19 protein-coding genes are annotated in these 23975 nt (G+C 43.6%); 9 read left to right on the top strand and 10 right to left on the bottom strand.

Annotated elements, in window-relative coordinates; translation table 11 throughout:
* The first annotated feature begins 31 nt into the window (after positions 1-31).
* Positions 32-805 (top strand): murein L,D-transpeptidase catalytic domain family protein, encoded by a 774-nt coding sequence (locus H8B21_RS06665; RefSeq protein ID WP_190313037.1) that lies wholly within the window; start codon positions 32-34, stop codon positions 803-805.
* 6 nt (positions 806-811) lie between these two features.
* Here the strand turns inward: H8B21_RS06665 and H8B21_RS06660 are convergent, their stop codons facing one another.
* A complete protein-coding gene (locus H8B21_RS06660; protein ID WP_190313036.1) occupies positions 812-2401 on the bottom strand; it encodes an ABC-F family ATP-binding cassette domain-containing protein in 1590 nt (529 codons plus the stop codon).
* Between the two features lie 177 nt (positions 2402-2578).
* On the opposite strand from H8B21_RS06660, the gene H8B21_RS06655 reads away from it, so the two are divergent.
* The 6 genes from H8B21_RS06655 (at position 2579) to H8B21_RS06630 (ending at position 10063) form a co-directional block, all read left to right on the top strand.
* Positions 2579-3184, top strand: coding sequence for a 5'-methylthioadenosine/S-adenosylhomocysteine nucleosidase family protein (locus H8B21_RS06655; protein WP_190313035.1), 606 nt, complete (start codon positions 2579-2581; stop codon positions 3182-3184).
* 105 nt (positions 3185-3289) lie between these two features.
* On the top strand, positions 3290-3679 hold the full coding sequence (locus H8B21_RS06650) for a hypothetical protein (RefSeq protein ID WP_190313034.1): 390 nt from the start codon (positions 3290-3292) through the stop codon (positions 3677-3679).
* A 134-nt stretch (positions 3680-3813) separates the two neighbouring features.
* Positions 3814-5196 (top strand): TolC family protein, encoded by a 1383-nt coding sequence (locus H8B21_RS06645; protein WP_190313033.1) that lies wholly within the window; start codon positions 3814-3816, stop codon positions 5194-5196.
* Between the two features lie 9 nt (positions 5197-5205).
* Positions 5206-8388, top strand: coding sequence for an efflux RND transporter permease subunit (locus tag H8B21_RS06640; protein WP_190313032.1), 3183 nt, complete (start codon positions 5206-5208; stop codon positions 8386-8388).
* A gap of 21 nt (positions 8389-8409) precedes the next feature.
* The gene (locus tag H8B21_RS06635; RefSeq protein ID WP_190313031.1) at positions 8410-9519 is read left to right on the top strand and encodes an efflux RND transporter periplasmic adaptor subunit; all 1110 of its coding nucleotides are present in this window, start codon (positions 8410-8412) and stop codon (positions 9517-9519) included.
* 67 nt (positions 9520-9586) lie between these two features.
* A complete protein-coding gene (locus H8B21_RS06630) occupies positions 9587-10063 on the top strand; it encodes a hypothetical protein (RefSeq protein ID WP_190313030.1) in 477 nt (158 codons plus the stop codon).
* Between the two features lie 116 nt (positions 10064-10179).
* On the opposite strand, the gene H8B21_RS06625 is transcribed toward H8B21_RS06630, so the two are convergent.
* The 5 genes from H8B21_RS06625 to H8B21_RS06605 all read right to left on the bottom strand — a co-directional run bounded on the left by H8B21_RS06625 (position 10180) and on the right by H8B21_RS06605 (position 19526).
* Complete coding sequence (locus H8B21_RS06625) at positions 10180-12234, bottom strand: phosphodiester glycosidase family protein (protein WP_190313029.1); 2055 nt, start codon at positions 12232-12234, stop codon at positions 10180-10182.
* An 18-nt stretch (positions 12235-12252) separates the two neighbouring features.
* Positions 12253-13992, bottom strand: coding sequence for a RagB/SusD family nutrient uptake outer membrane protein (locus H8B21_RS06620; protein ID WP_223814893.1), 1740 nt, complete (start codon positions 13990-13992; stop codon positions 12253-12255).
* A gap of 11 nt (positions 13993-14003) precedes the next feature.
* A complete protein-coding gene (locus tag H8B21_RS06615) occupies positions 14004-17540 on the bottom strand; it encodes a SusC/RagA family TonB-linked outer membrane protein (RefSeq protein ID WP_190313028.1) in 3537 nt (1178 codons plus the stop codon).
* A 144-nt stretch (positions 17541-17684) separates the two neighbouring features.
* A complete protein-coding gene (locus H8B21_RS06610; RefSeq protein WP_190313027.1) occupies positions 17685-18890 on the bottom strand; it encodes a FecR family protein in 1206 nt (401 codons plus the stop codon).
* 48 nt (positions 18891-18938) lie between these two features.
* The gene (locus tag H8B21_RS06605; RefSeq protein ID WP_190313026.1) at positions 18939-19526 is read right to left on the bottom strand and encodes an RNA polymerase sigma factor; all 588 of its coding nucleotides are present in this window, start codon (positions 19524-19526) and stop codon (positions 18939-18941) included.
* Positions 19527-19787: 261 nt separating this feature from the next.
* Between H8B21_RS06605 and H8B21_RS06600 the strand changes: the two genes are divergently transcribed.
* Positions 19788-20255 (top strand): Lrp/AsnC family transcriptional regulator, encoded by a 468-nt coding sequence (locus tag H8B21_RS06600; protein ID WP_223814892.1) that lies wholly within the window; start codon positions 19788-19790, stop codon positions 20253-20255.
* A 187-nt stretch (positions 20256-20442) separates the two neighbouring features.
* Positions 20443-22023, top strand: a complete 1581-nt coding sequence (gene pckA / locus H8B21_RS06595) for a phosphoenolpyruvate carboxykinase (ATP) (protein WP_190313025.1) — start codon at positions 20443-20445, stop codon at positions 22021-22023.
* A gap of 67 nt (positions 22024-22090) precedes the next feature.
* On the opposite strand, the gene H8B21_RS06590 is transcribed toward pckA, so the two are convergent.
* From H8B21_RS06590 to H8B21_RS06575, 4 genes are read right to left on the bottom strand one after another with little or no spacing between them, the layout of a single operon-like run.
* Positions 22091-22501, bottom strand: coding sequence for a hypothetical protein (locus tag H8B21_RS06590; protein WP_190313024.1), 411 nt, complete (start codon positions 22499-22501; stop codon positions 22091-22093).
* Positions 22498-22995: a CHAP domain-containing protein gene (locus H8B21_RS06585; RefSeq protein ID WP_190313023.1), complete on the bottom strand. Its 498-nt coding sequence runs from the start codon at positions 22993-22995 to the stop codon at positions 22498-22500. The genes H8B21_RS06590 and H8B21_RS06585 overlap by 4 nt, the downstream gene beginning before the upstream one ends.
* A 2-nt stretch (positions 22996-22997) precedes the next feature.
* A complete protein-coding gene (locus tag H8B21_RS06580) occupies positions 22998-23384 on the bottom strand; it encodes a hypothetical protein (RefSeq protein ID WP_190313022.1) in 387 nt (128 codons plus the stop codon).
* Positions 23385-23391: 7 nt separating this feature from the next.
* A complete protein-coding gene (locus tag H8B21_RS06575; RefSeq protein ID WP_190313021.1) occupies positions 23392-23961 on the bottom strand; it encodes a DUF6266 family protein in 570 nt (189 codons plus the stop codon).
* Between the last annotated feature and the right edge of the window lie 14 nt (positions 23962-23975).

The raw sequence follows: 23975 nt of genomic DNA, 5'->3' as shown, positions 1-23975 counted from the left end.
ACCTTTGCATTTGAATTAAATTTTTTTGCCTATGCGTAGTTTAATATTAGTGCTGTTGACGTCGTTTTTAGTGAGTTATATACCAACTAGGCTAACAGAACATCTCCCGAAAGAAAAACCAGTTGAAACTGTAGTAGAAAAAGAACCTATTTCAAAAATTGACCATACCAAACTCCTTTATCGTAAGATGAACTTGGAGTCTGTTTTGAAATACGAAGCCTTTGAACAGGCCATGCAAGGATACCAGACTTTGCAACCCAAATATGATCATATCCTAACGGTGATCGATTTCACATTGCCATCAACTGAAAAAAGAATGGTCGTGTTGGATATGAAAAATGAAAAGATTTTATACCATACGATTGTATCGCACGGACGCAACTCCGGTGACAAATATGCCCGTTCTTTTTCGAACCGACATGGTTCTTATCAAAGTTCTTTAGGCTTTTACGAAACCGAAAACACCTATCAGGGCGGGAATGGCTATTCGTTAGTACTTAACGGACTTGAAAAAGGTATTAACGACCAAGCAAAAGCAAGGGCTGTGGTCATACACGGTGCAGACTATTGCAGCGAATCGTTTATCAAATCTACGGGTCGCCTAGGTCGGAGTTACGGTTGTCCCGCATTGCCTAGACAGGTAACAAAACCTATCATCAATACGATAAAGAACGGTACGCTCCTTTATATTTATGCAGATAACCACGAATATATGGCGAGTACGAAAATTGTACGGGATATAGACGACCGTGGCCTTCTCGCTCAGCATGATATGAATGTGGATAGTTTAGGAACGTTGAATTAATTGTCCTCACAACGCAATTATCCTTTCGATATTTATCTGTTCTAAAAATGTTTCATCGTGGGATATTACGAGTAGTGTCCCACGATAGTCATTGATAGCATTCGTCAGTATTTCTATATTTTGAATATCCAGATTATTAGTCGGTTCATCCAAAATAATCATATCGGGTGACTGATTCGTAATATTTAAGCAGCATAACATTAAACGCATTCTTTCTCCCCCACTTAACGTGTTACAGGGCTTGTCCCAATCATCTTTGGTAAACAAAAAACGGCTTAGTCTAATTTTGATTTCATGTTCCTGCAAGGCAGACGTATTGAATTGTTGTGCCTGCTCATAGATCTTCAAACTGTTATTAATCAAAGAATATTCTTGATCAATGTAAACCGACCTGCTTTCAGCTCGGTAAACAGATCCTACCTGTGGATCTATATCGCCTAAAATTAATTGAATTAACGTTGTTTTTCCAGTACCATTTGCGCCTTTTATGGCCATACGTTCTCCACTGACGATTTGCATATTAATATTTTCGTTCCAGAGATATTCTTCCTTTTTATAGTAAAAGTTAATATTGTTTGCAATAAACAGATTTTTGCCTCTATGTAACTTCGAATCGTCAAATCCGAATTTCATTTGATCGGTTTCCGACAAAGAAGAGCGTAGGTCTTGAAGCTCCTGTTTGATATTTCCGATTTTTTCTGTGTGTACACCTGCAATTTTGGCCGTACTTCGCTCCGCATTGCTTTTCCACGTATTGGCAACTATTTTGGGAAGCCCGGCTTTACCTACGTTCTTTTTCGCCCTGATGTCCAACTTTTGTTGCCGGTCAATCGTCTCGCGTTCCTTTTCTTTAGCTTTCCTTAAAGCTTTTTCCTTGCTGTGGATATCTTGCGTAAGGGCATTGATTTCTACTTGTTTTTGTTCGATATAGAAATCATAATTACCTCCATATACTGTGATACCATTTTTATTTAATTCGCAAACGGTATGTAAGATGTTCAGTAATTTCCGATCGTGGCTCACAATAATAAAGGTTTGCTTCGTCTTTTGAATAAAGTCATACAAAAGCTGCCTACCCATCATATCCAAATGGTTGCTTGGCTCATCCAATAAAACTAATTCGGGCTGATGAATGGCAATTCCTGCCAAAAACACTTTTGTTTTCTGTCCTCCGCTCAATGTTTCCATCTTTTGTGATAAGTCAAGATCGTTTAGTTGCCAATCACGAAGAACTTCATTACAACGCTCTTCGATTGTCCAATCATCGTTAAGCAAATCGTAATTTTCTTCGGAGACATTTCCGTTTAAAATTTCGTGGAGCGCGTGCAATTTTTTGTCAATTCCCAAAGCCTCGACAACCGTTAAATGATTATATTGTCCAAATATCTGTGGGATATAGTACGGTTTGTTTTCTACCTGCAATGTACCTGCCGAAGGTTCTAACATTCCCGCAATAATTTTCAATAATGTAGATTTTCCTACCCCGTTGTTTCCAATCAATGCGATTTTTTCATTTGGATTAACGGTAAGATTGATGTTATTGAACAACAATTCCTTGTTCGGATGTATATATGATAAATTTTGGATAATAAGCATGATTTCTTTCTTTTAGCGATTATTAAATCAACCAGAACCGTAGTGGGTTTCGTTGTTTTCTGAATGTCTGAAAGAAACTATATTTTTACATAATGCTTATTTACTATTTTGGAGTTCTACAAATATACAGTTTTTGTTGATAACTTTGCATTCCAACAATCCTTTTAAAAAGAACAAATGATCACCATTAGTCACACATCCGCTTTCCCTGTAGAAGATACGCTGTTTACTTTTGCTTTAGCATCCGAAGCCGCTGATATATTTATGGAATATTCTCCTTTAATATGTGGGATCGGCAAAGTAAACGCTACCTATGGCCTTATGACAGCTATACAACAAGAAAGACCTTCCTTAATCGTCAATTTAGGATCTGCCGGAAGTAATCATTACAAAAAAGGTGAAGTGGTCTGTTGTACAAAATTTGTACAGCGAGATATGGACGTCCGAGGATTAGGTTTCGAACAATATGAAACACCCTTATCGGGATTGCCTCCTGTTCTTGAATACGGTCTACGGATGGAGGGACTACCGGAAACCATTTGTGGAACGGGGGATAATTTTGAAATGGCACATGCAGAGACAATCTACGATGTCGTAGATATGGAAGCCTACGCATTAGCTTTAGTGGCGATGAAAGAAAACATTCCTTTCCTTTGCCTTAAATACATTTCGGATGGAGCCGACGATAATGCAGCGGAGGATTGGAGTGTTCAAGTACATCAAGCAGCAGTTGCCTTTGGTAACACGTTAAAATTGATCAAAAACGATATTCCGGTAATATAAAAGATACAGATATTGTAAAAAAGATGTGAAAATTACCAGAGAAGAAAGCGATTTTTTGTGTCTAGCGGAAATTATCGCTACTTTCGAATGTTTATGGATAGGATTATGATACATATTACAAAAAAGTACGGAAAATACCTCGCAGTAATCGCTTCGGTTGTTTTTGTACTGCTTACCTCCTGTCCGGTAAAAAGCAGTATCAAAAGTTTAGCTGGTACTCCGGTTAATACGGAACAGCAGTCAGCTAAAAAGAACAATTCGCTCGTTGTCAATGGAATGGAAAAGTGCGCTAACGTTCAGGTAACAGATGCCAAAATTTCCCAGCCAACTTCTACCAACACGAGTGATCTGTTGCCCGTTGCACTTCTCGCGGTAACTTTTATTCTCTTATTTGGTTATAGGCACATTTACGTGCAGGTGCATCCCCGCTACAGTAACCTTAAAATTCCAGGTAGATTACCTATCTTCCTCCAATTTCGGAAACTTATTATATAACATTCCCTTCTACTTTTCTTTTTTCTATTGATATCATGTGTCAATAGACATCATTTCTATTGCTTTTATTTAAGACGATACGAAGCTGTCCGATATAATATCTATCTGACAGTCTTCTCAAAATTTCATTGAATATGTTAAAACAAATAATGGGAAGCATAGCATTATGCATTGCCATTGTAGTTGTGCAGCCTTTATATGCGCAGCAAACAGAAAATACATTGGGTAGTCTATGGCCCGAAGTGGAGAAGAATTATCCGGGTGTGAATGCGAGGACGTCAGCGGTTGACGCGGCAAAACTCTATGAGCGTGCAGTAAAGAGTGATATGCTTCCCCAAGTAAAAGCACAGGTACAAAATACGTATGGTACGTATGAAGGTAGCGCCGGTGCATTTTTCCCTCAACCTGGTTTCTTTAACGTGAGCGGTACAGCATCGGCATTAGGAGGCAGTTCAACGACAGCCAACAGTTTCGGCTCTACGACCGTAGAGTGGGAATTGTTTTCCTTTGGCAGGCTTCGCAAGGAAAATGAGGCTGTTCGTACACTATTTGATAAAACGGTGAGTGAAAAGGATGCTTATCTGCTCAATCTAAAAAAAATATTGTCCGAACGATACATTAACCTATTGTATAATGATGCCAAACTGAACTGGACTGCTAAGAATGCAGAACGCCTTGACAGCATACGAAACATTACATCTGGTCTTTCTGCAGCCGGATTAAGACCTGCGGCAGACAGCCTGCTTGCCTCGTCATCGTATATACAGGCCATGGGGGAGCATGATAAATGGGACGGACTTACACATGCGGCAGTCGTTAAATTGTCAGAACTTTATGGCAAAGACAATATTGATTACACCTCATCATCCCATCGTTTCCATACGCTTACACAAAATCTCGTGAAGCGACCAATTAATATAAATCCCGCTCACCCCATATTGGATGCATTAGATAAGCAGTCTGCATATTATTCGCGTCGTGGCGAAGCACAGAAACGGTCTGCCCTACCATCCTTACGACTGTTAGGAGGGTACGCCTATCGTGGAACCGGTATCGCCCCCAACGGAATAGTGTCCGGCGCATGGAAAGATGGATTTAATAATACCACTAGTAATTTTCTGGTGGGCGTCGGTATTATTTGGAACGTCAGCGGCTTACATACCAGTAGGCTGAAGGGTGAGAAACTTTTCAAAGACGCTGAAAGTTCGAAACAACTTCACACACAATATGAGCTAGCGATGCAGGCAGATCTTTCCGCATCACAAGCAAAAATCCATCAGCAATACGAACAGCTCGGGAAAACGGGACTTGCCGTAAAGCAATCGCAGGATGCCTATGATATGTATCTGGCAAGGTATAAAAGTGGTCTTATTGCTTTGAGTGAGTTGTTGCAAATACGCAGCTTGCTGGAACAGGCGGAGAATGCACACATAGAGGCGTCACGTGATTACTGGATGCTGCTTGCTTACGAAGCGGAGCTGACCGCTGATTTCGATTTTCTGTTTAACAATCTTTAATTATTGCGCATGAACCTGATAAGATTTGCGTTAAGAAAGCCGATTGCCATCATAGTCATGGTGCTGACGATAGCTTTCTTTTCCTATAACACGATAAAAAAAATAAACGTCGATATTTTTCCCGAAGTAGAACTACCGGCAATATATATCGCTATGCCCTATGGGGGGCTATCTCCTGCCTATATGGACGGATTTATGGCCAACGAGTTCCAAAAAGTACTGTTGTTTGTAAGTGGGGTAAAGAATATAGACTTCAAGAGTGTACAGGGTTTGACCTTGATGAAGTTGACTTTTTATCCCGGAACCGATATGGCCCAGGTTGCCGGAGAGGTGTCCACCACCGTTTCCAGAGCGATGGGTTTTCTACCTCCCGGCGCCGTACCCCCTATGGTCGTTCGTTTTGACGGCAGCTCCCTTCCGGTAGGACAGCTTGTATTCGAGAGTGAGCAACGTTCGGTCAATGAACTGCAGACCCTCGCGATTACCAGGGTCAGACCAATGTTCGTGGAAATACCCGGCATCACTTCTCCCGCACCTTTTGGCGGCAATATTCGTTCCATTGTGGTCAATGTTGATCCCGAAGCATTGCAGGCAAATGGGCTAAGCCCGGAAGAAGTGACTATAGCCATGACGAAGAATAGTCTTCCCTCACCTGCCGGAAATATCCGCATTGGTGACGATAACCTAATGGCGCCAATCAACTCCATTGCCAAAGACCCGGAAGAATTTTTGAATACACCCGTCAAAACAAGTGACAACCGTACCGTCTATGTAAGAGACGTGGCCACTGTGTTGGATGGTGCTGACCAGACCGTTGGATATGCACTGGTCAACGGCAAACGATCTGTTTACCTGCCCATCATCAAAAAAGCAGATGCTTCTACATTGGATGCCGTAAAGAACCTAAAAGATGCCATCCCGATGCTCAAGAACCAATTGCCCGACGATGTGGACGTTCGTTATGAATTCGACCAGTCCACCTATATTGAACGGGCACTTTCCACACTTATCCACGAGGGCATATTGGGGGCCGTATTCACGGGTCTGATGATATTGCTATTTTTGGGCGATACCCGAGGTGCTATTATCGTCGTATTGACCATTCCGATTGCTATCCTATCGGCGGTTACCGTATTGCACCTGTTCGGACAGACCATCAACATCATGACGTTGAGCGGCCTTGCCTTGTCCATCGGTATCTTGGTCGATGAAGCTACCGTAACCATAGAGAACATCCACCAACACATGGAAATGGGCAAGGAAAAACAACGAGCCATCGTGGATGCACTATTGGAGATTTCCATTCCTAAATTGCTCATATTGCTCTGTATCCTTGCCGTACTGACACCTTCCTTTATCATGACCGGTATTCCGAAAGACATGTTCATGCCCTTGTCGATGGCGGTTGCTTTCGCCATGATTGCATCCTTTTTAGCTTCGCAGACCTTTGTACCGATACTGGCAAATTGGATGATGAAAAATAAGCATAACAAGAAAGCCGATACGCCTATAAAACGAGCTTTCTTTGATAAATTCCGGGTAAATTATTCTTACAAGATGCGCAAATGGGGAACAAGATCGCTGCCTCTTTTTATAGCCTATATTCTCGTTGCCGGAGGGATTGCCGCTATGCTGCTTACCGCTGTCGGAATGGATGTCATGCCTGTTTCCAATAACGGGGATTTTCAGGTACGGATACAGGCTCCGCAAGGAAGCCGACTTGAAAAAACTGAAAAAATAGTCAAGGAAATTACCGCAGATATAAAGACGCTGGTTCCTGATAGTGGTATTAACCTGACGTCCGCATTTGTGGGTACACATCCCGCAGGATCGCCTATCAATCCTATCTTCCTTTTTACCAGTGCCTCGCATGAAGCTGTTTTACAAGTATCCATCAATCAGGATGTATATAGTGGCTCGATGGAAGATCTAAAAGAAGATGTTCGGAAAAAGATTGCCGAAAAACATCCTGAAGTCCAGTTCAATTTTGAGCCGATGGAACTGACCGAAAAAATTATGGGTCAAGGAGCCATGACACCGATTGAAGTAAAAGTGGGGGCAAATCAGATAAACCATGCTTTTGCCCACGCAACTAAGATTGAAGCAAATCTCAAAGAAATACCTTATTTACGCGATGTCCGCATGGCAGAGGCTCTTGCCTACCCGACATTGGAAATTGATGTTGACCGTGACCTTGCAGGACAGTTTGGATTGACGATGCAGGATATTACCCGAAGCCTCGTCACCGCCACGTCGTCCACCCGTTTTACGGATAAAAATCTTTGGATCGACCCCCGATCAGGACTGGTATTCCAAACACAGGTACAAATACCCGAGGGTGTCATGTCATCCGAAGAAAGATTGCGGTCTCTTCCACTGAAAAAAGGAAGTCCGCGTCCTGTGCTGGAAGATATTGCGACCATACGTAAAGTTACTTCTCCTGCGCAAGTAAACCGCAAAGGTCCTAATCGCTATGTAACGTTGGTCGCCAATGTTTACGGAAAAGACCTAGGTACGGCGTCGCGGGCAGTCAAGGAAGCTATTCAAAATGCCGGTGAACCGCCCCGCGGAACCACGATATGGACAGAGGGAACCTTACAATTGCTGGATGATACACTCGACAGCCTGTTGGTAGGTTTAGGCGTAGCCATTATTGTCATATTCCTAATGCTATCTGCGTACTACCAGTCCTTTAAAGTTCCTTTGGTTATTCTTTCCGTATTACCTGCAGTTATTGCCGGAAGCCTTATCCTGCTTTTCCTCACGGGTAGTACGCTCAATCTTCAATCATACATGGGGATTATCATGTCGCTGGGTGTATCGGTATCGAACGCCGTCCTGTTAGTCAACCAAGCAGAATATTACAGAAAACAGGTTGCTTTAAAACCTGCCAATGCCGCGAGACTGGCGGCTTCCTCCCGGCTAAGACCGGTGCTGATGACTGCGGCTGCTATGCTTGCCGGTATGTTACCCATGGCTATGGGACTAGGGGACGGAGCGGAACAGGTCGCACCTCTGGGCAGAGCAGTTATCGGAGGACTTATTGCTTCGACGATCACCATTTTGTTGTTAGTTCCGCATTTCTTCGCATCCTTAATGTCGAGGACTTCAATTGTCAGTCCATCGCTAGACCCTGATGATGAGCAAAGCAGATATTATGCAGAACAATCCGGAAAACAGACGATATCATAAACTTTAAAATAATAGAAAACGATGTATCAAAGCATTTTAAAAAATAGAAAATCCGTAGCATCACTACTATTGGTAACGATGTTGGCACTGGTTTTTACAGCCTGTTCCCCAAACGGCGGGGAAAAAGTACAGGAACAGCATACGGAGGCAAAACCTATTACCTACCCTACGGGTTCTGCACAATATATAAACCCCGAATATGAAATATCTATTCCAGGAGAACTGAAACCTTACGAACAGGTAGCCGTTTATGCCAAGGTTACGGGGTTTGTAAAACAGTTGTACGTTGACCGCGGTGACCGTGTTCGTAAAGGTCAGCTTTTGGCAGTACTCGAAGCGCCCGAAATGGAACAACAATATCTTTCCGATAGATCCATTGAGCAGAAAGTGTACAATGATTACCTATATGCTAAACAGGCATATGAACGGTTAGTCGACGCATCTAAAACGACGGGGGCTGTAGCAGAGATAGAACTGGACAGAGCAAAATCTGCTATGGAAAGTGCAAAATCTACTTACGATGCTTCCCAGGCAGGAACAGCCCACTCCTCGCAGTTACGGCAATATTTACGTATCACGGCTCCTTTTGACGGCGTGATTACCCAAAGGAATGTTTCTGTAGGAGCGTTAGCAGGGACTGGAACCAATATACCGTTGCTTATGATGGCACAAGGTAGCAAGTTGCGTTTAACCCTGCCATTACCCGAAAAACATGCTTCTTCGGTAAAACAGGGGATGCCCGCTACATTTACCGTGAGCTCCCAACCCGGAAAAACATTTGACGCAATACTTTCGCGTACATCGGGTTTACTCGACCAACAAGATCGTTCTCTTACGCTGGAGTTCGATGTTGACAATCCCGCCGGTGAATTACAAGGCGGCGATTATGCACAGGTAAAGCTAAAATTACAGCGTGGAGCGCCCTCCCACTGGGTTCAAGGAAAAAGCGTCCTTCATACACAGTCGGGAACATACATCTTGACACTGAACGACAACGAAATAAAACGCATCCCGATAAAGGAAGGTATACGTTTGGATACATTAACGGAAGTATTTGGCAATCTTTCCCCAGAGGATAACGTTATTTTAAAACCATCAGAGGAAATACAAGAGGGAACTATAAACGAATAAAAGAAAATGGATACCTACAAACAATGTGTTAAAAACTTTGTTCTAAAACGAAAGGTAAAATACAACTATGCGCTTAAAATCTATTCTATATATTGCCGGCGTGGCTTCGTTGATCTGGACAGCCTGTAACTCCAATAATCAAAAACAAGATACATCTACAGATACCACATCAAGGGGCGCTGGCGTCACAACAGTGGAATCTGATACTGCTACCTTTGCCGCTACGCAAGATAGTATAGCCTTAACGCTGTCAAATGGCGCAGCGGAACAGAAAGGCATGATGGAAAAAGGAAAGCATATGGTGTTTTCATTTGATGTGTCAAAGCCTGGGAAACTCCAAGCGAGTGTAAAGCCAGATGCGGCAAATGGCAATGTTCGGATTGCGCAAATCTTTATGCCTGATCATACCGCTGATGGCCCATTTGGTATGGAAATGACTTATGACTTGAAACAAACGGGGGAATATCGGCTAGTCATAAGCGAGAATCAAATGGCCGGTGACCCTTATCAAGGTCCTTTTACATTATATGTAAAAGTCGAGTAAGATACCTGCAACATAAAAAGAGGCAGCCCATTTTGGAGCTGCCTCGTTTATGCCTTTAAACCCGATAACAACAGAACTCGAATGCCAATCCAAGTTGAGCTGTGTTAAAGAAGTTCCTAATAGTATGATTCATAATCGCCTCGCAAAAACAACCATTGCAAAATGGGATATCCTTTACTATTTACAGTGGACGCCCAAGGGTTTTGAGGTCCAAGCTTCCATCCCAACACATTTTGATAATTATTCATATCACTCAAAAATGCCTTGCTTTTTGTTTCGCCGTCATACGGTGTATCCCGCACGGTAACGACACCCGTGGTGAAGCTAGATGATGGAACCGGCGTACCGTTTTTAATCACGACAACCTCCTCAGACGCCCAGCAATTTTCGCCCTGCGCAATCACACCACCTACAGATCCCATATTAGTAACCACGCGACCTGCCAAACCATTTCCCACATTTTCTACCGATGGATTAAAAGCAATCAATCCCTTCACATCACCATCCGTCCAACCTAAAACACCACCTGAACCACGACCGGAGTTCGTGTTGGAAAGAATTTTTCCAGCAGCGAAGCCATCATCCACCTTACCGCCATCCCAGACAATACCTGCCAAACCACCTGCTCGACTATTATTACTGCCTGAATTGGTTGCGGTTACATCTGCTGTGGAGAAGCTGTTAACGATGAAACTTGTTTTTCCACCGTTTGCCTTTCCGACATTACCGGCAATCCCCCCTACAGCATCTGTTCCCGTAACTTTACCTGTAGAGAAACAATTTTCTATCACACCGACCTTAACTGGCTTATCCGGTCCACGGAGACCTAAATATCCGGCAAAAGCACCGCCACCATTTGTCGATTGTATATCCACGTTAACAAGACCTAAATTCTTGCACGAACCGAATAATACCCCAAACAAACTCGCATAGGACGCATCCGTAGATTTTAAGTTTTTAATGACATGCCCGTTTCCATCGAAGTGTAAGTATTTCAAGTACGGATCAACGTTATTAATAGGTTTCCAGTTACGTCCCACCATGTCGATATCCGCTGTCAGCCTAAAATAGTAGGGATTCTTTTCCGTATCGCTCCAGTTCAGCGCATGTATTTGCTGCAGATGATTGGCCGTAGCTATCAAATAAGGATTGTCCGCTGTCCCATCCCCTCCTGCGAACTGCTCGTTGCTACCACTTTTCTTTTTGACCAATATAAACGTCCGCAAAAGGCGTTGCCCATAATGATTACGAACACCATCATCCGTAGGATAATTAACAACACCTTTGTAACCTTTATCCTTGACGAACATGGTCGTAGAGCCCCCACCATCCATATTCAGCGCGTATTGTGGTGCGAAATAATTCGTCAAAAACTGGGTTACTTCCTTTGCAGTCATGCCCGCCGATTCCGTAAAACGACCATCGATCGTAACCAATAAGAGTTTATTATCTTCGGTTAATGCAACCGCTGTACGGGGATGCCTTACACCTTGATGTCTCCGATAGTCCTCATAATCCAGGCTATTTAGATTTATTCCCGTGACATCCCCAATAAAATCTTCTCCTACCCGCTTGTAATCATCAATTAACATGGGGGAGCCCGAAAAAATATTCAGATAAGGAGACTGTGCGTAACTTTCTTTCGTACCATATCCAATAGTCAGGTCTTGACCTGCATTATACGATATAGCTCCCTCATGCTTCCAAAAGCGCAAATGTCCTTCTGCCAAAGTAACAGGCGAAACCACATTTCCATTGACTTTTATATAGCTCGCTTCTATCTCGTACGTACCGTTAATTGCGGCGATGGCACCCCTAGCTTCCGCAACAGCAGACAAGGTATCTCGATCACCCAGCGAAACAAACTCCAATTCGTAGTCTGGATTTGACAAATCAAGTTCCACCACATTGACAAATTGATTGGCGGTTTGCGTTTGGATATATTTCGAAAACTGATAATGTATCAATCCATTATCCAGCGTATCGTTTATCCATCCATCCTTGTCCTTTAACGTTTCGTGGGTAACCGGCGGTTCCGGTTCTTGGAGCTCAGGCAACAAATTACCGAACTCCGAATTATCTAGTAGTTTCTTACTACATCCACCAAGTGGGATGACTGTTGTAAGACAACCTACTAAAAATAATACAATAAATAGATTATGCTTTTTCATTCGAATATTTTTTAATCGTTACCATCCCGGATTTTGTTCCAATATCTTGTTCGATAAATTAATTTCTTCTGTAGGGATAGGATACAGATAATCTTTATCCTCATCAAATGTTCTATTGATATTGCCGTGTGCCAAAACATGACCTTTATTGCCTTCTGACAGCACGATATCCTTTCCTACTTCCATAAAAAGACTGGCGGACGATCCCGGTCTTGTGCCTTGATACAAACAGAGGTCAATCGACCCATTTCCATCCAGATCAAAGTCGCCCAACCGGCTAAAGTACATACCTAGAAATGGCTTTTCAAACAGCTTGCCTGCTCTCCAGCGCATCATATCGTAATACCGATGTCCCTCCATCACCAATTCGATCCCTCTTTCTCTCCTAACTTCCAAAATGACCCCGGTATGTACTGTATTTTTCTGTGCCACATTCGGGAATCCCGTTTCAGCATCCAATAAATATGTATCAGGGTTTGCATTCGCTTGTTCCAGATTTAGCGCTGGCATGCTCACCCTCGCGCGGAGTAAATTGATCGATTTATTCAAATCTGCCTGATTCAGCGTTCCCAATTCCGCTTTTGCCTCGGCAAAATTCAGATAGGTCTCTGCAATTCTGAACAAGGGTATATCGTTGAAACTGCTGTTATACGCATCATATATCTGTTCCATGGTGTACTTAATCAGATGATAACCCGTAACCGTAAAGGACAGGTTTGGTGCCGCAGCGCCTCCACCAATTCTAGTATATCCCGGCGTACGAATGGTCTGCGCAAGACGCGGATCGCGATTTTGCATTTCCTGTACAAATTCTCTAGTATTATAATTTGGTTGATCGGTGAACCGAAGCCCTCCTGTTGTCAAATAGGTGTTAACAAAGCTCTTCGATAACCCCGGCCGTCCCAACGTGCTGGCATTTGTCGCATTCTGTACACTATGTGTCAGATTAAGTCCTTGATCATAGTGCCGCGCCAAGATAATTTCCTGGCTTCTGGCATTGGGTGTCGCAAAAAGATCTCGATAAGGCGTGCTTCCACTCGTATACAAAGTGTATCCACCATTGTCTATCAGTTCTTCCGACGCCGTTACACAGGCCTGCAGATATTTTTCCGCATCGCCGATACCATGGTATTTCCGGAAAGTACCCTCAAATAGACCTACCCGCGATTTTAACGCCAATGCCGTCCATTTATTTACCCGATACACATCTTTCGTTGTGGGCAAGTATTCAATCGCAAAATCCAGATCTTGCATAATGGAATCTGCTATGAGGGTTCTCGAATCCCTAGGTTTAAAGAGTCTTTCGTCATCAGAACCCAATACTTCGTTAAACCAGGGCACATCACCAAACCGCTTCATTTTCTCAAAGTAAAAGTAAGCACGGAAAAACTTGGCCAAGGCATCATATTCATTTCTAACCGCTATATCATCCGTTTGATGTGAGTTTCCCAAAAGATAATTGACCCGTCGCAATGCTGACCAGCTCCATCCCCCACCGGTTGCAGGTACTGTGCGCTGACCCGATACCTCCGTATTTAAAGGCGTCGATATAATGACGTCAGCCCTATCGTTGTATACATCCCCCGCTTCCGGCAATATATCTTCATAGAACTTGTTACTGTACAAACGAAGTTCTTCTTCGTTAGAGAAATAAGTTTCCGGTGAAAGTGTCGCTAGAGGCACCTTATCCAAATCACAGGATACCAGGCATACTACCGAACTTATCGCCCCTATTATTTTATTTAAATTCATTTTCATCACGTGCTGTTTTAAAGACTAATATCCAAACCAAATGTAAACGTCTTTGCCCAAGGATAGACCTTGGCGTGACTTGTCGATTTATTGTACGTATTCTCCGTTGCCGCCTGTTCAGGATCGATATACTTACTTTCCAGCTTGGTAAGCGTCAGTAAATTTTCGCCACTAAAATATACACGGAGGCGTGATAACCCGGCTTTAGACGCAACTTTCTGCGGCAATGAATAACCAACCGTCACATTCTTCAAGCGCAGATAGGCCAAATCCTGCAAATACTTACTATTTGCAACTCCTAATGAGCGGTTTGTCGCATTCAATGCGATGTACCCCCGTGGGCGGGGGAAGTAAGCGTCCGGATTATCCTCACTCCATACTCTGCTTAAAAAATCCGTGCCTATAAACGTCGAATACGGCTGTGCATAGGGTCCCCAGAAATAAGAGGCACTCGTCAGTGGATACCAATTTTGACGCCCGATTCCCTGTACAAAAACTGAAAGGTCGATATTGTTCCAGTCACCGCCTAACCTAAAATTAAAATTATAGCGAGGTAAAGAATTTCCAATAACACGACGATCACCTGGGTTATCTGCCGTGTTATCACCCATAGAAATAACCTTATCGCCATTGAGATCCTCGAACTTCATATCACCGGCATGCAGCCCTTGATCAATTGCCGATGTGTTGATGATCGTATTCACAGCTGTTTGGTCCACATCATAATTTGCCGCTTCTTCATCCGATAAGAAGAACCCATTCACTTCATAACCCCAAATCTGGCCTAGCTGCTGCCCTTCGTAGAAATTGGACAAGTTTTTATTTGGGTTATCAAATCGGGTTACCTTCGACGTATTATCCCCTACACCTGCACCCACATAATAGTTGAAACGTTTCCCATCCAGATCAAACCCGTCTCTCCAATTCACGCTCGCCTCCCATCCTTTCGTTAACAGATCAGAAGCATTTTCCAACGGAAAATCTGCTCCATAGTAGGCAGGAATTGTTCTCCCGGCTGTCAGCATATTCAACGTTTCGCGTTGATAGATATCCCCGGTAAAGGACAACCTTGACCGAAGCAATTCCACATCAAGCCCTATATTCGTCGTATTTACAGTTTCCCAAGTCAAATCGCTCGCATTCGGTTCACTCTCTTGCGCATAAGGAGCCATCACGTCACCAAAAGAATACTCTTTGGATACATTCCCTGCATTGATGGTCTGTACGTAATCATAGTACCCCACCTGCTGATTGCCCAATGAGCCGTATGATGCCCGGATTTTAAAGGCGTCTAGCACATTTTGATCCCATGCTTCAAAGAAGCTTTCTTTATCTACACGCCAAGCAGCGGAGAACGAAGGGAAGAAGCCAAATCGGTTCCCTTTCGCAAAGCGCGACGTACCATCATATCGGCCCGCAGCTTCGAATAAATATTTATCCTGATAACCATAATTTAGCCTATAGAACGTACCAAACAACGCATATTCATTTTGGCCACCATTGATTTCCAACACATCGCCGGTCGCCACTTCGAAATCAATAAGCTGATCGCTTAGCAGGCCATTCCGCGCCACTTTAATATCTTTCAAATGCTTCGTTTCATAATTGTATCCTGCCATGATCTTGAAATCGTGGTCGTTGTTGAATACCGTTTGATAAGTCGCGTACATATTCACTGCCTGGTATTGATGGTTAACCTGCGTTTCATACAAGCGGTCATTGCCAATACCAGATGTGATATTCAATACCTCTCCCGGATATTTAGAATACGCAATATTGGCGGATTTATTCATGGTTTGGTAATTGTAGTGGATAAACCGGTAGCTTGAGCGAATATCGAAACCTTTGAAAGGCCGGATCACCGCTTCAATCGTTGGCGAAAATTCACTGATCTTATCCATGTTTCGGTGAAGATCCTGCCCGAGCAGTGCCGCATAACCATCCATCAGGTTATAATTGCTGATACTCGTTTGGTATACTTGCGTGCCATCAGGATTTACCGGAACGATACTTGCCAGCCCGTGCACCACCGCAGCGCTAAAACTATTATCTATGCCGCTTGGTCCAGGATAGGCATAAGCCGAATTAAAATAAGATAGGTTTGTATTGATATCCAACCATTTGTTTACCGTAAAATCCACACGTGAGCGTAAATTGTAGCGTTTTAGATCGTCGTTATTCTGCCGAAAAACCCCATCTTGGTTGTAGTAGTTCCCTGATAAACTATATTTTATATTTTCGGAAACCCCATTCACACTGAGATTGTGCGTATGCATAGGTCTTCTAAGGTCAAACAAGTGATTATACCAATCGGTATTGCCGTAGTATACATAGCTTTCACGCCCATCGCGATCGTCTGTGATTACCCAAGGCCTATCCGGGTGCTCCGTCTCATCGTTTCGTCGCAGCCAGAGTTGATAATAGTCGTCATCCGTATACCGGGTATAATTTGATCCCGCGTAGTTGGAGAAAAACAAGTCATTGATAGCCGCTGAATAATAGCCGCGGGTTTCAAAATCCGTACTCGTGGTTTGTGCGCTAACGGCGGTCTGTCCGGAGTAGGTTATACTTGCTTGTTTTCCACTTCCGGTTTTGGTCGTTACCAAAATAACGCCATACGAGGCCCGTGCGCCATATACGGCTGCGGCAGACGCATCTTTAAGTACGGTAATCGACTCCACATCATTCGGATTAATACGGTTGATATCGCCTTCAAATCCATCGATAATGACTAATGGTTTTGCATCACTGGAAATCGAGTTTACTCCCCGGATATTAAATCTACCGGAAGCTCCCGGTCTTCCTGAACCGAAGGTAACTTGCAGGTTCGGAACAGTACCTTGCAGCAGCGATGACACGTTTGCGGCAGGTCGGCTCTGCAATAACTTGGAATCTACCACCGTAGTTGCTCCGGTGAGGTTCTCTTTCTTTTGCGTTCCGTATCCCACCACGACTACTTCGTCCACTTCTTGTACATCGAGTTCCAGCCTGATATTCATATTGTCGGAAGCTCCAACGCGCTGCTCCTTGGAAAGATAGCCCACCAGGGAAAAACGAAGCAGCGCATCTGCACCCTGCAGTTGCAAAACAAACTTCCCATCGCCATCGGTGGAGCTACGGTTTTCATGCCCAATCTCCCGAACTGTCACACCACTCAGCGGCTGTCCGCTTTCATCGACAACGGTTCCTGTTATTGTTCGCTGCTGTACAGTTTCTTCTATTTCTCGAGCTACCACTGCGGTAGACCCTGAAGTCTTGCGTCTGCTCAGTACGATATTTTTCCCCACGATGCTGTATGCCAATTGGTATCTCTCCGAAACATCTTTTAATACCGTTTGTAAGGCAGCACCGTTATAAGAAACGTTTAGCACAGCTGCTGCCGGCACCATCGATTCGTCATAAAAAATATTGTACCCCGTTTGACGTTGTAATTCGTTGAACAATTGTTCTACTCGCAGCTTGTTCTGCTTTAAGGTAAATGTCTGTCCGAATGTTAATGCGCTAACATGTAGATTGGCGGCTAATAACAATGGAATGGCTAGACCCAATTTCATGAGAATTGAATAATTTTTTTTATACATTTGTATATGATTGATTATTAATTAGTCTGTAGTTATTTTTCAATCTTTAGTCATGACGACGGAAACCAGGGGCGTTACGACCGCTCCTGTTTTTTTGGTCTCATGAAGAAGTAAACCTTATTCTTCCACGACGACCCTCCTTCCTTCTATTTTGAATTTAACGCTGCCTGTCAATTCTATAAGCGCAAGCAAATTATCGATCTGTTCAAATCTGGAAATTGTTCCTGTAAATTGGCTGTTTTCAACCGCGGCATTATATACGACTTCCACATCGTACCAGCGGGCAACACTTTCCATAACCTCTCTGATGGAAGCCTTGCGAAAAGCAAAATTCCCATTTTTCCACGCAATCGCATATATCGGGTCTACCTTTCCGACGTTAAACTGCTGCGTTTGCTTGTTTAGTATAGCCTGATCGTTTGCTTGCAATAAAACTTCATGACCTGTTGCGCCAAGGCCTAAACGTACTTTCCCTTCCACCAAGGTTGTCTTTATATCGTCCCCATAGGCCTGGACATTAAACGTTGTTCCCAGGACCTCCAATTGTTGCGCGCCAGTATTTACCATAAATGGAACCCGCTTACCATCCCGCTCTTGTTTTGCTACCTCAAAATACCCTTCTCCTTCCAACGTTACCACCCGTTTGTCCTGTCCAAAATATACCGGATACCGCAGTTTACTTTCCGCGTTCAACCAAACACGGGTACCGTCTGGCAATACCACCTGATATTGGCCACCTTTGGGTGTCACCACCGTATTGTGGAGGGCAGCTTGCGCCAAGGCTTGTGCATCATAGCGATAATAAATCGTACCGTCTTCGTCTTTAACGATAGAAAAGCCATTTTGAACGATTACCGTATCTCCCTGAATTTGTTCTAGATTAATTTCCGAGCCATCATCTAAAATAATAAGGGCACGGTCGCCTCCCGGTACAATGACATCACCGGCCAGATCGTTTGAAGGCGTAGTCCCAGGTGTAAAGAGAAATGACAGGTTATGATATAAAAATGGCGCCATCACCACCAATGCCACAGCGGCTACGGCTACCCAAGGTTTCCTCCACCACAGCTTATGGGCTGATCCGGATTCCTCTATCTTTCGACGGACACGCTCATCCTGTAAAATTTGTCGATAAATACCCGCTTTCTGCTGCAACAGGTTGTCGTCCAGTAATCCATCGGGTAAGTAATCATACAGCTCTTCCAGAAGTTCGGCATTCTCGGGCGCAGCAAGCATTGTGCGTAGTTCCTGAATTTCCTCCCGGCTACATTCACCTTGTTGATACCGTATAATTAACGCCTTTAATTGGTGCTGTTTACTCATTTTTTGCTTTGCTTCTATATAGATACACGCCCAGCATTAAAAAATGTACTATATGAAAAATAAAATTTTTATAAAAAACAGCAAAAAAAGAAGATTATTGAGTTTAAACCGTATAATTTTGGTGGCGGTCGCGATGTGGTTGCGCACGGTGTTTTTCGACAGACCAACGATATCCGCTATTTCATGATAGGATTTATCTTCCAACTTATTCATTTGATACACGATCCGTTGCTGTTGAGGAAGCTCATTGATGACGTGCTGTATCATGGCACTTAAATCCCTATCTTCTATTCTTTTCTGGTTCTCATCCGTTGATTCTTCCCAACTACTCGCACGATAGGTTTCATATTCTTCCTGATTTACCTTTTTGCGGAAGTGCGATATGGCCAATCGTTTCGATACCACATACAGATAGGGGTATATACCCGCTGCATCTTGTAGCTTCTCTTTATGTAAAAACAGCTGCACAAAGGATTCCTGTGTAATCTCTTCGGCGACAGCCACCTCTTTGCACAGGCGATAGACCTTTTTGATGACCATATCAAAATACACCTCATAAACATATTCGAAAAGACGTTCATCACCTTCCTGGAAAGACAAGAATTCTTCTTCGGTTAATGGTGGCTGTAAAGACATTTCACTTGCTTTGCTTAAAAATCGATACAAGTTAAAACTTTTAGAACATCGTTACAAATTACTGACATTAAGTTTTTGTGATCTTTACGCGGATTCGATAGTAGATTGAATCACCGTAATCTGATTCTAAATAGATAAGTCGTAAAGAAAAATTTCAAATAAAGAGGTTTATACAATAAATTTTTCTGCCAATGTTATAATTAGCGTAATTATTCGTTCTTTTGGATATAAATAACCAAACGCAGTATAAATTGAAATGTTATGAAGATACACGATTTAGATGAAGTGGATACAAAGTTATTGCGACTTCTGCAGCATGACTGTTCGTTGAGTAACAAGGAATTGTCCTATCGCTTAAATAAATCTATTACAGCAGTCCATGAACGTGTGAAAAAGCTCAAAAATGCGGGTTATATCAAACACACCGTAGCAATTCTGGACCGGAAGAAAGTTGGAATTGATTTAATATCGTTCTCTCAGGTATTTCTTAAGGCACATACAGCTGAAGTGCTCAACGAATTCGAAGAACAAGTCTTAGGGTTTTCGGAAGTGATGGAATGCTATCAGATAGCAGGCTCTTATGACTTTATGTTGAGAATTGCTACCACAGACATGGAAGCTTACCATACTTTCCTCCGACAGAAACTGGCGGTATTGCCGCATGTCCATACCGTACAGACCTATTTCGTTCTCTCGGAAACCAAAAGTCAGACCGCATACCCCATCTAAAAACCTCCTGATCAGAAAAATCTACTGTTTTTTTCTCGAAAACGACAAAATATTCTAAAAGAGGCCAATCCTATTGAATGTTAATCTTTTAAGCCGGACATTTGAGCGTCAATGATGCTTGATTTCAGGAAACGATCTCAAGCTATTGGACAAATTTCCAGTGTAAAAGCAATTAATAAAATCAGTTATGAAAAAATCAATAAGAATGCAGCCAGATTTGCGTTATTTGTCGATTTCGGATACGACTCGTGTCCATTATCAGAAAGATGTTCCCGAACTTGTGGAGAAAGCGATAATACATCGCGAAGGAGTACTTTCCGACACGGGGGCGCTCGTGGCCAGCACCGGACAGTTCACGGGGCGTTCCCCACAAGACAGGTATATTGTCAAGGATCCGCTGTCTCAAGCGAATGTATGGTGGGGAGAGGTGAACCAACCGATTTCGGACGATTCGTTTCAGTTTTTGCTCGATGAAATGGGCAACTATTTATCTGCACGGGAAATCTATGTATTGGACTCGCTCGTTGGAGCAAACGATAAGTATAGTTTGTCCGTAAGAACAGTTACCGAAACAGCCTATCAATGTATATTCGCAAAAAATCTTTTTATCGAAAGCCCAGTTGCCGGAAGAGGTCAACAACCCGAATGGTCCATATTGGCAGCATCGGGTTACCGTTGTGATTGTTACAACGACCTCGGTTTAAACAATCCCAATTTCGTCATCATCAACCTATCCAGAAAAATGATCTTGATCGGTGGAACGGGTTATACAGGAGAGATAAAAAAGTCCATGTTCTCGGTCATGAATTACCTTATGCCGACAAAGCATCGGGTTCTGCCTATGCACTGCGCAGCAAATCAAGATCGCGATGGGAATGTCGCCCTTTTTTTCGGACTTTCCGGTACCGGAAAAACAACGCTTTCTGCAGATTCAGACCGTATGCTCATCGGGGACGATGAACATGGTTGGGATGATCATGGCGTCTTTAACTTCGAAGGAGGATGTTATGCTAAATGTGTCGGCTTATCGAGCGAGAAAGAACCACAGATATTTAAAGCAATCCGATTCGGATCACTTATCGAAAATGTGGTATTTATGCCCAACACCCGTATACCTAACTATGATGACGTAACGAAAACAGAGAACACGCGCGTTGCATACCCCATCGCGCATGTGGATGGCAGCATCAGGTCCGGTTCGGGGAGCAAGCCGAAGCATATATTTTTCCTGACCGCAGATGCATTTGGCGTCCTTCCACCCATTTCTTTATTAACACCCGAGCAAGCAATGCAGCACTTTATTTCCGGTTACACCGCGAAAATCGCCGGAACGGAATACGGTGTAAAGGCGCCGAAAGCGGTATTTTCGGCTTGTTTCGGGGAGGCATTTCTTCCCTTACACCCAAAAGTTTATGCAGAACTTCTGGGAGAGAAAATAACGCAACAAGACGTAGACGTTTGGCTTGTCAATACGGGTTGGATTGCCGGGCCTTATGGCGTTGGCAGAAGGATAAAGTTGGCGTACACCAGGGCATTAATCAAATCTGCTCTAAACGGATCATTGAAAGATGCAGCTTTTGAAACGCATCCTACTTTTGGACTCCAGTTTCCTACGAGCTGCGCAGAGGTTCCGGCCAACATGCTAAATCCGATCAAACTCTGGGACGACGCCGACGCGTACAATTTTCAAGCCGCCAAGTTGCAGAAGTTATTCCAGGAAAACTTTAAAAAGTATGCATCAACTCCATCAAGCATGATCAGCCTGTAATATTCCGATGAAATAGACCAAAACGAAAGGATAAGCGTTTCTGTGTAGGCATGTATGGAAGAAATCGTCATTTTCTTTTTAACATGAAAAAAAGTATGACGAGTATCACTGCAAGAAATATGGGAACAGTATACCAACGCGTCCAAATACTGTTCCTGTCTTGCGTTGCTTCCATCTCCTTATGTTGCAAGCTGCTGATGCTATCGAATGTTTGTTGTTCCTGTTTATGATTAACGCCCAGCTCCCAGCCAAACAAACGACCGGAAAGCGTACGCAGCCCACTATCGGGATGATAGGAAAAAGCGGAATCGGAAGCAAAGTACCAATACCGAAAAGTACTATCCGAGGCGAAAGTCGTATGCGTGTAGGAAAATCCATGTTGCTCCACGCTGTTCATCCTTTTACGTAGCGTATAGCACGATGATGTTAATAATAACGCCAGGCACGCTATCTCCTGTACAATCACCAACTTTCTCATTTCCCACCTCCTACCCAATTTGCCAAAGCGTATACCGTAGACAGATGTCGCCGTCTAGATTCTACCCGGTTGTTGCTGTTGCCTTCGATCGTGATCAGGTAGCTATCCTGAACACTTTTCACCAATCCTACATGGTGGATACGCCGGACGCTTTTACCATAGATACCGAAGATATCCGCAGGATTTATCTTTAGCCATGTAACGGGACGACGGCAAGCGTCGCCCCTGCAATACGTTCGGGCATTCGGGAACAAAGCGGGACTCCAAGGATTTCGGGGCTCCTGTAATCCAGCTTGACCGAAACACCAGCTCACGAAGGCTGAACACCAGGCATAGCCTTTTCCCAAATTTGTATAGCGTAGGTATTCTTCAACCCGCTTCCCATCGTTGTTACCTGTGGCCTCGCGCACACCGATTTCGCCCGAGGCGATATCGATGATTTTTTGCGGTAGGCTGTTGTCCTTTGTTTCCTGCCATAATAGTGGACGCTTCATCCCTACAGTATGATGGCCAGCGCCCACAATACTGCATAAAGTGATAAAAAGAACACCGAAAAATAGATGATACACTGTTGCCATGATGTCAATTGATTAAAGTGGTAATTAAATTCTTTACGAAACGTCTTGAACGGTTGCCAAAGGATTTCCTGCAACCAGAGGCTACAGAAAATAGCCGCTATGCTGGTCAATATTCCAAAAAGCAGTACCGATAAGATACCGATGTCCAGCATACTTGCTGTAGGATCTATAAACTGTAAGATCGTCCCGATGAACAGGAACAGCGCAGTCAGTAATAGCACCGCAATGCCCAGTTTGTGTTTCCCCGATAGTTCCTCGGCCATATCCTCGATAAGCCAGTGGATGTTTGTCTGTAATGTTTTCATTTCTTTGTTATTTCTTAATTATCCCATTTTCTGCTGTACATGCGCCCAGGTATATATTTCGCGAAAACCGTTTCCCATCCCGCGTGTGTGTCAGCAAATAGAGGTGTGTGATCTCCCTTAAGAACACGGCCGGTAGCACAACAATCGCTTGACCGTCTTTTCGCTGTACGACTCCTTCTTGGAGTACAGCGTATCGAGCCGCGACACTATAAGCACAAACCAGGATGACGTCGTCGTCATGGGCATTGAAGGGGTTCAGCATCTCGGTGGACCACGAAATGTTTACATTATCTCTAAAGAGAGCCACCTGTACATCCTGTGGGTTGTCCAAATTTCCGTCGCTGAGTTTCACTTTGCCCGGATCTATTTCTAATCCGGGATACTTCCCGCTAAAACCCGAGGTCAACAAATGCGACATAGCCTTCCCCATCGGGGTCGTGCCCGGTTTCTTCACACCTCCGAGACCTTGTTTTATCAACGCCGCCAGCGGAGCCAAAAATTTCGAAGCGGATCGGAACCGCAGCCTGGCCAATGTCCGTCCATCCACTAGGGAAGATATTCCATTATGTACGATCATATGATATTCATTTT

The sequence above is a fragment of the Sphingobacterium chuzhouense genome (genome assembly GCF_014692525.1).
Taxonomy (GTDB): Bacteria; Bacteroidota; Bacteroidia; order Sphingobacteriales; family Sphingobacteriaceae; genus Sphingobacterium; species Sphingobacterium chuzhouense.
The sequence above is the reverse complement of the archived record's forward strand: the minus strand, read 5'-3'. Positions and strand labels throughout refer to the sequence as shown.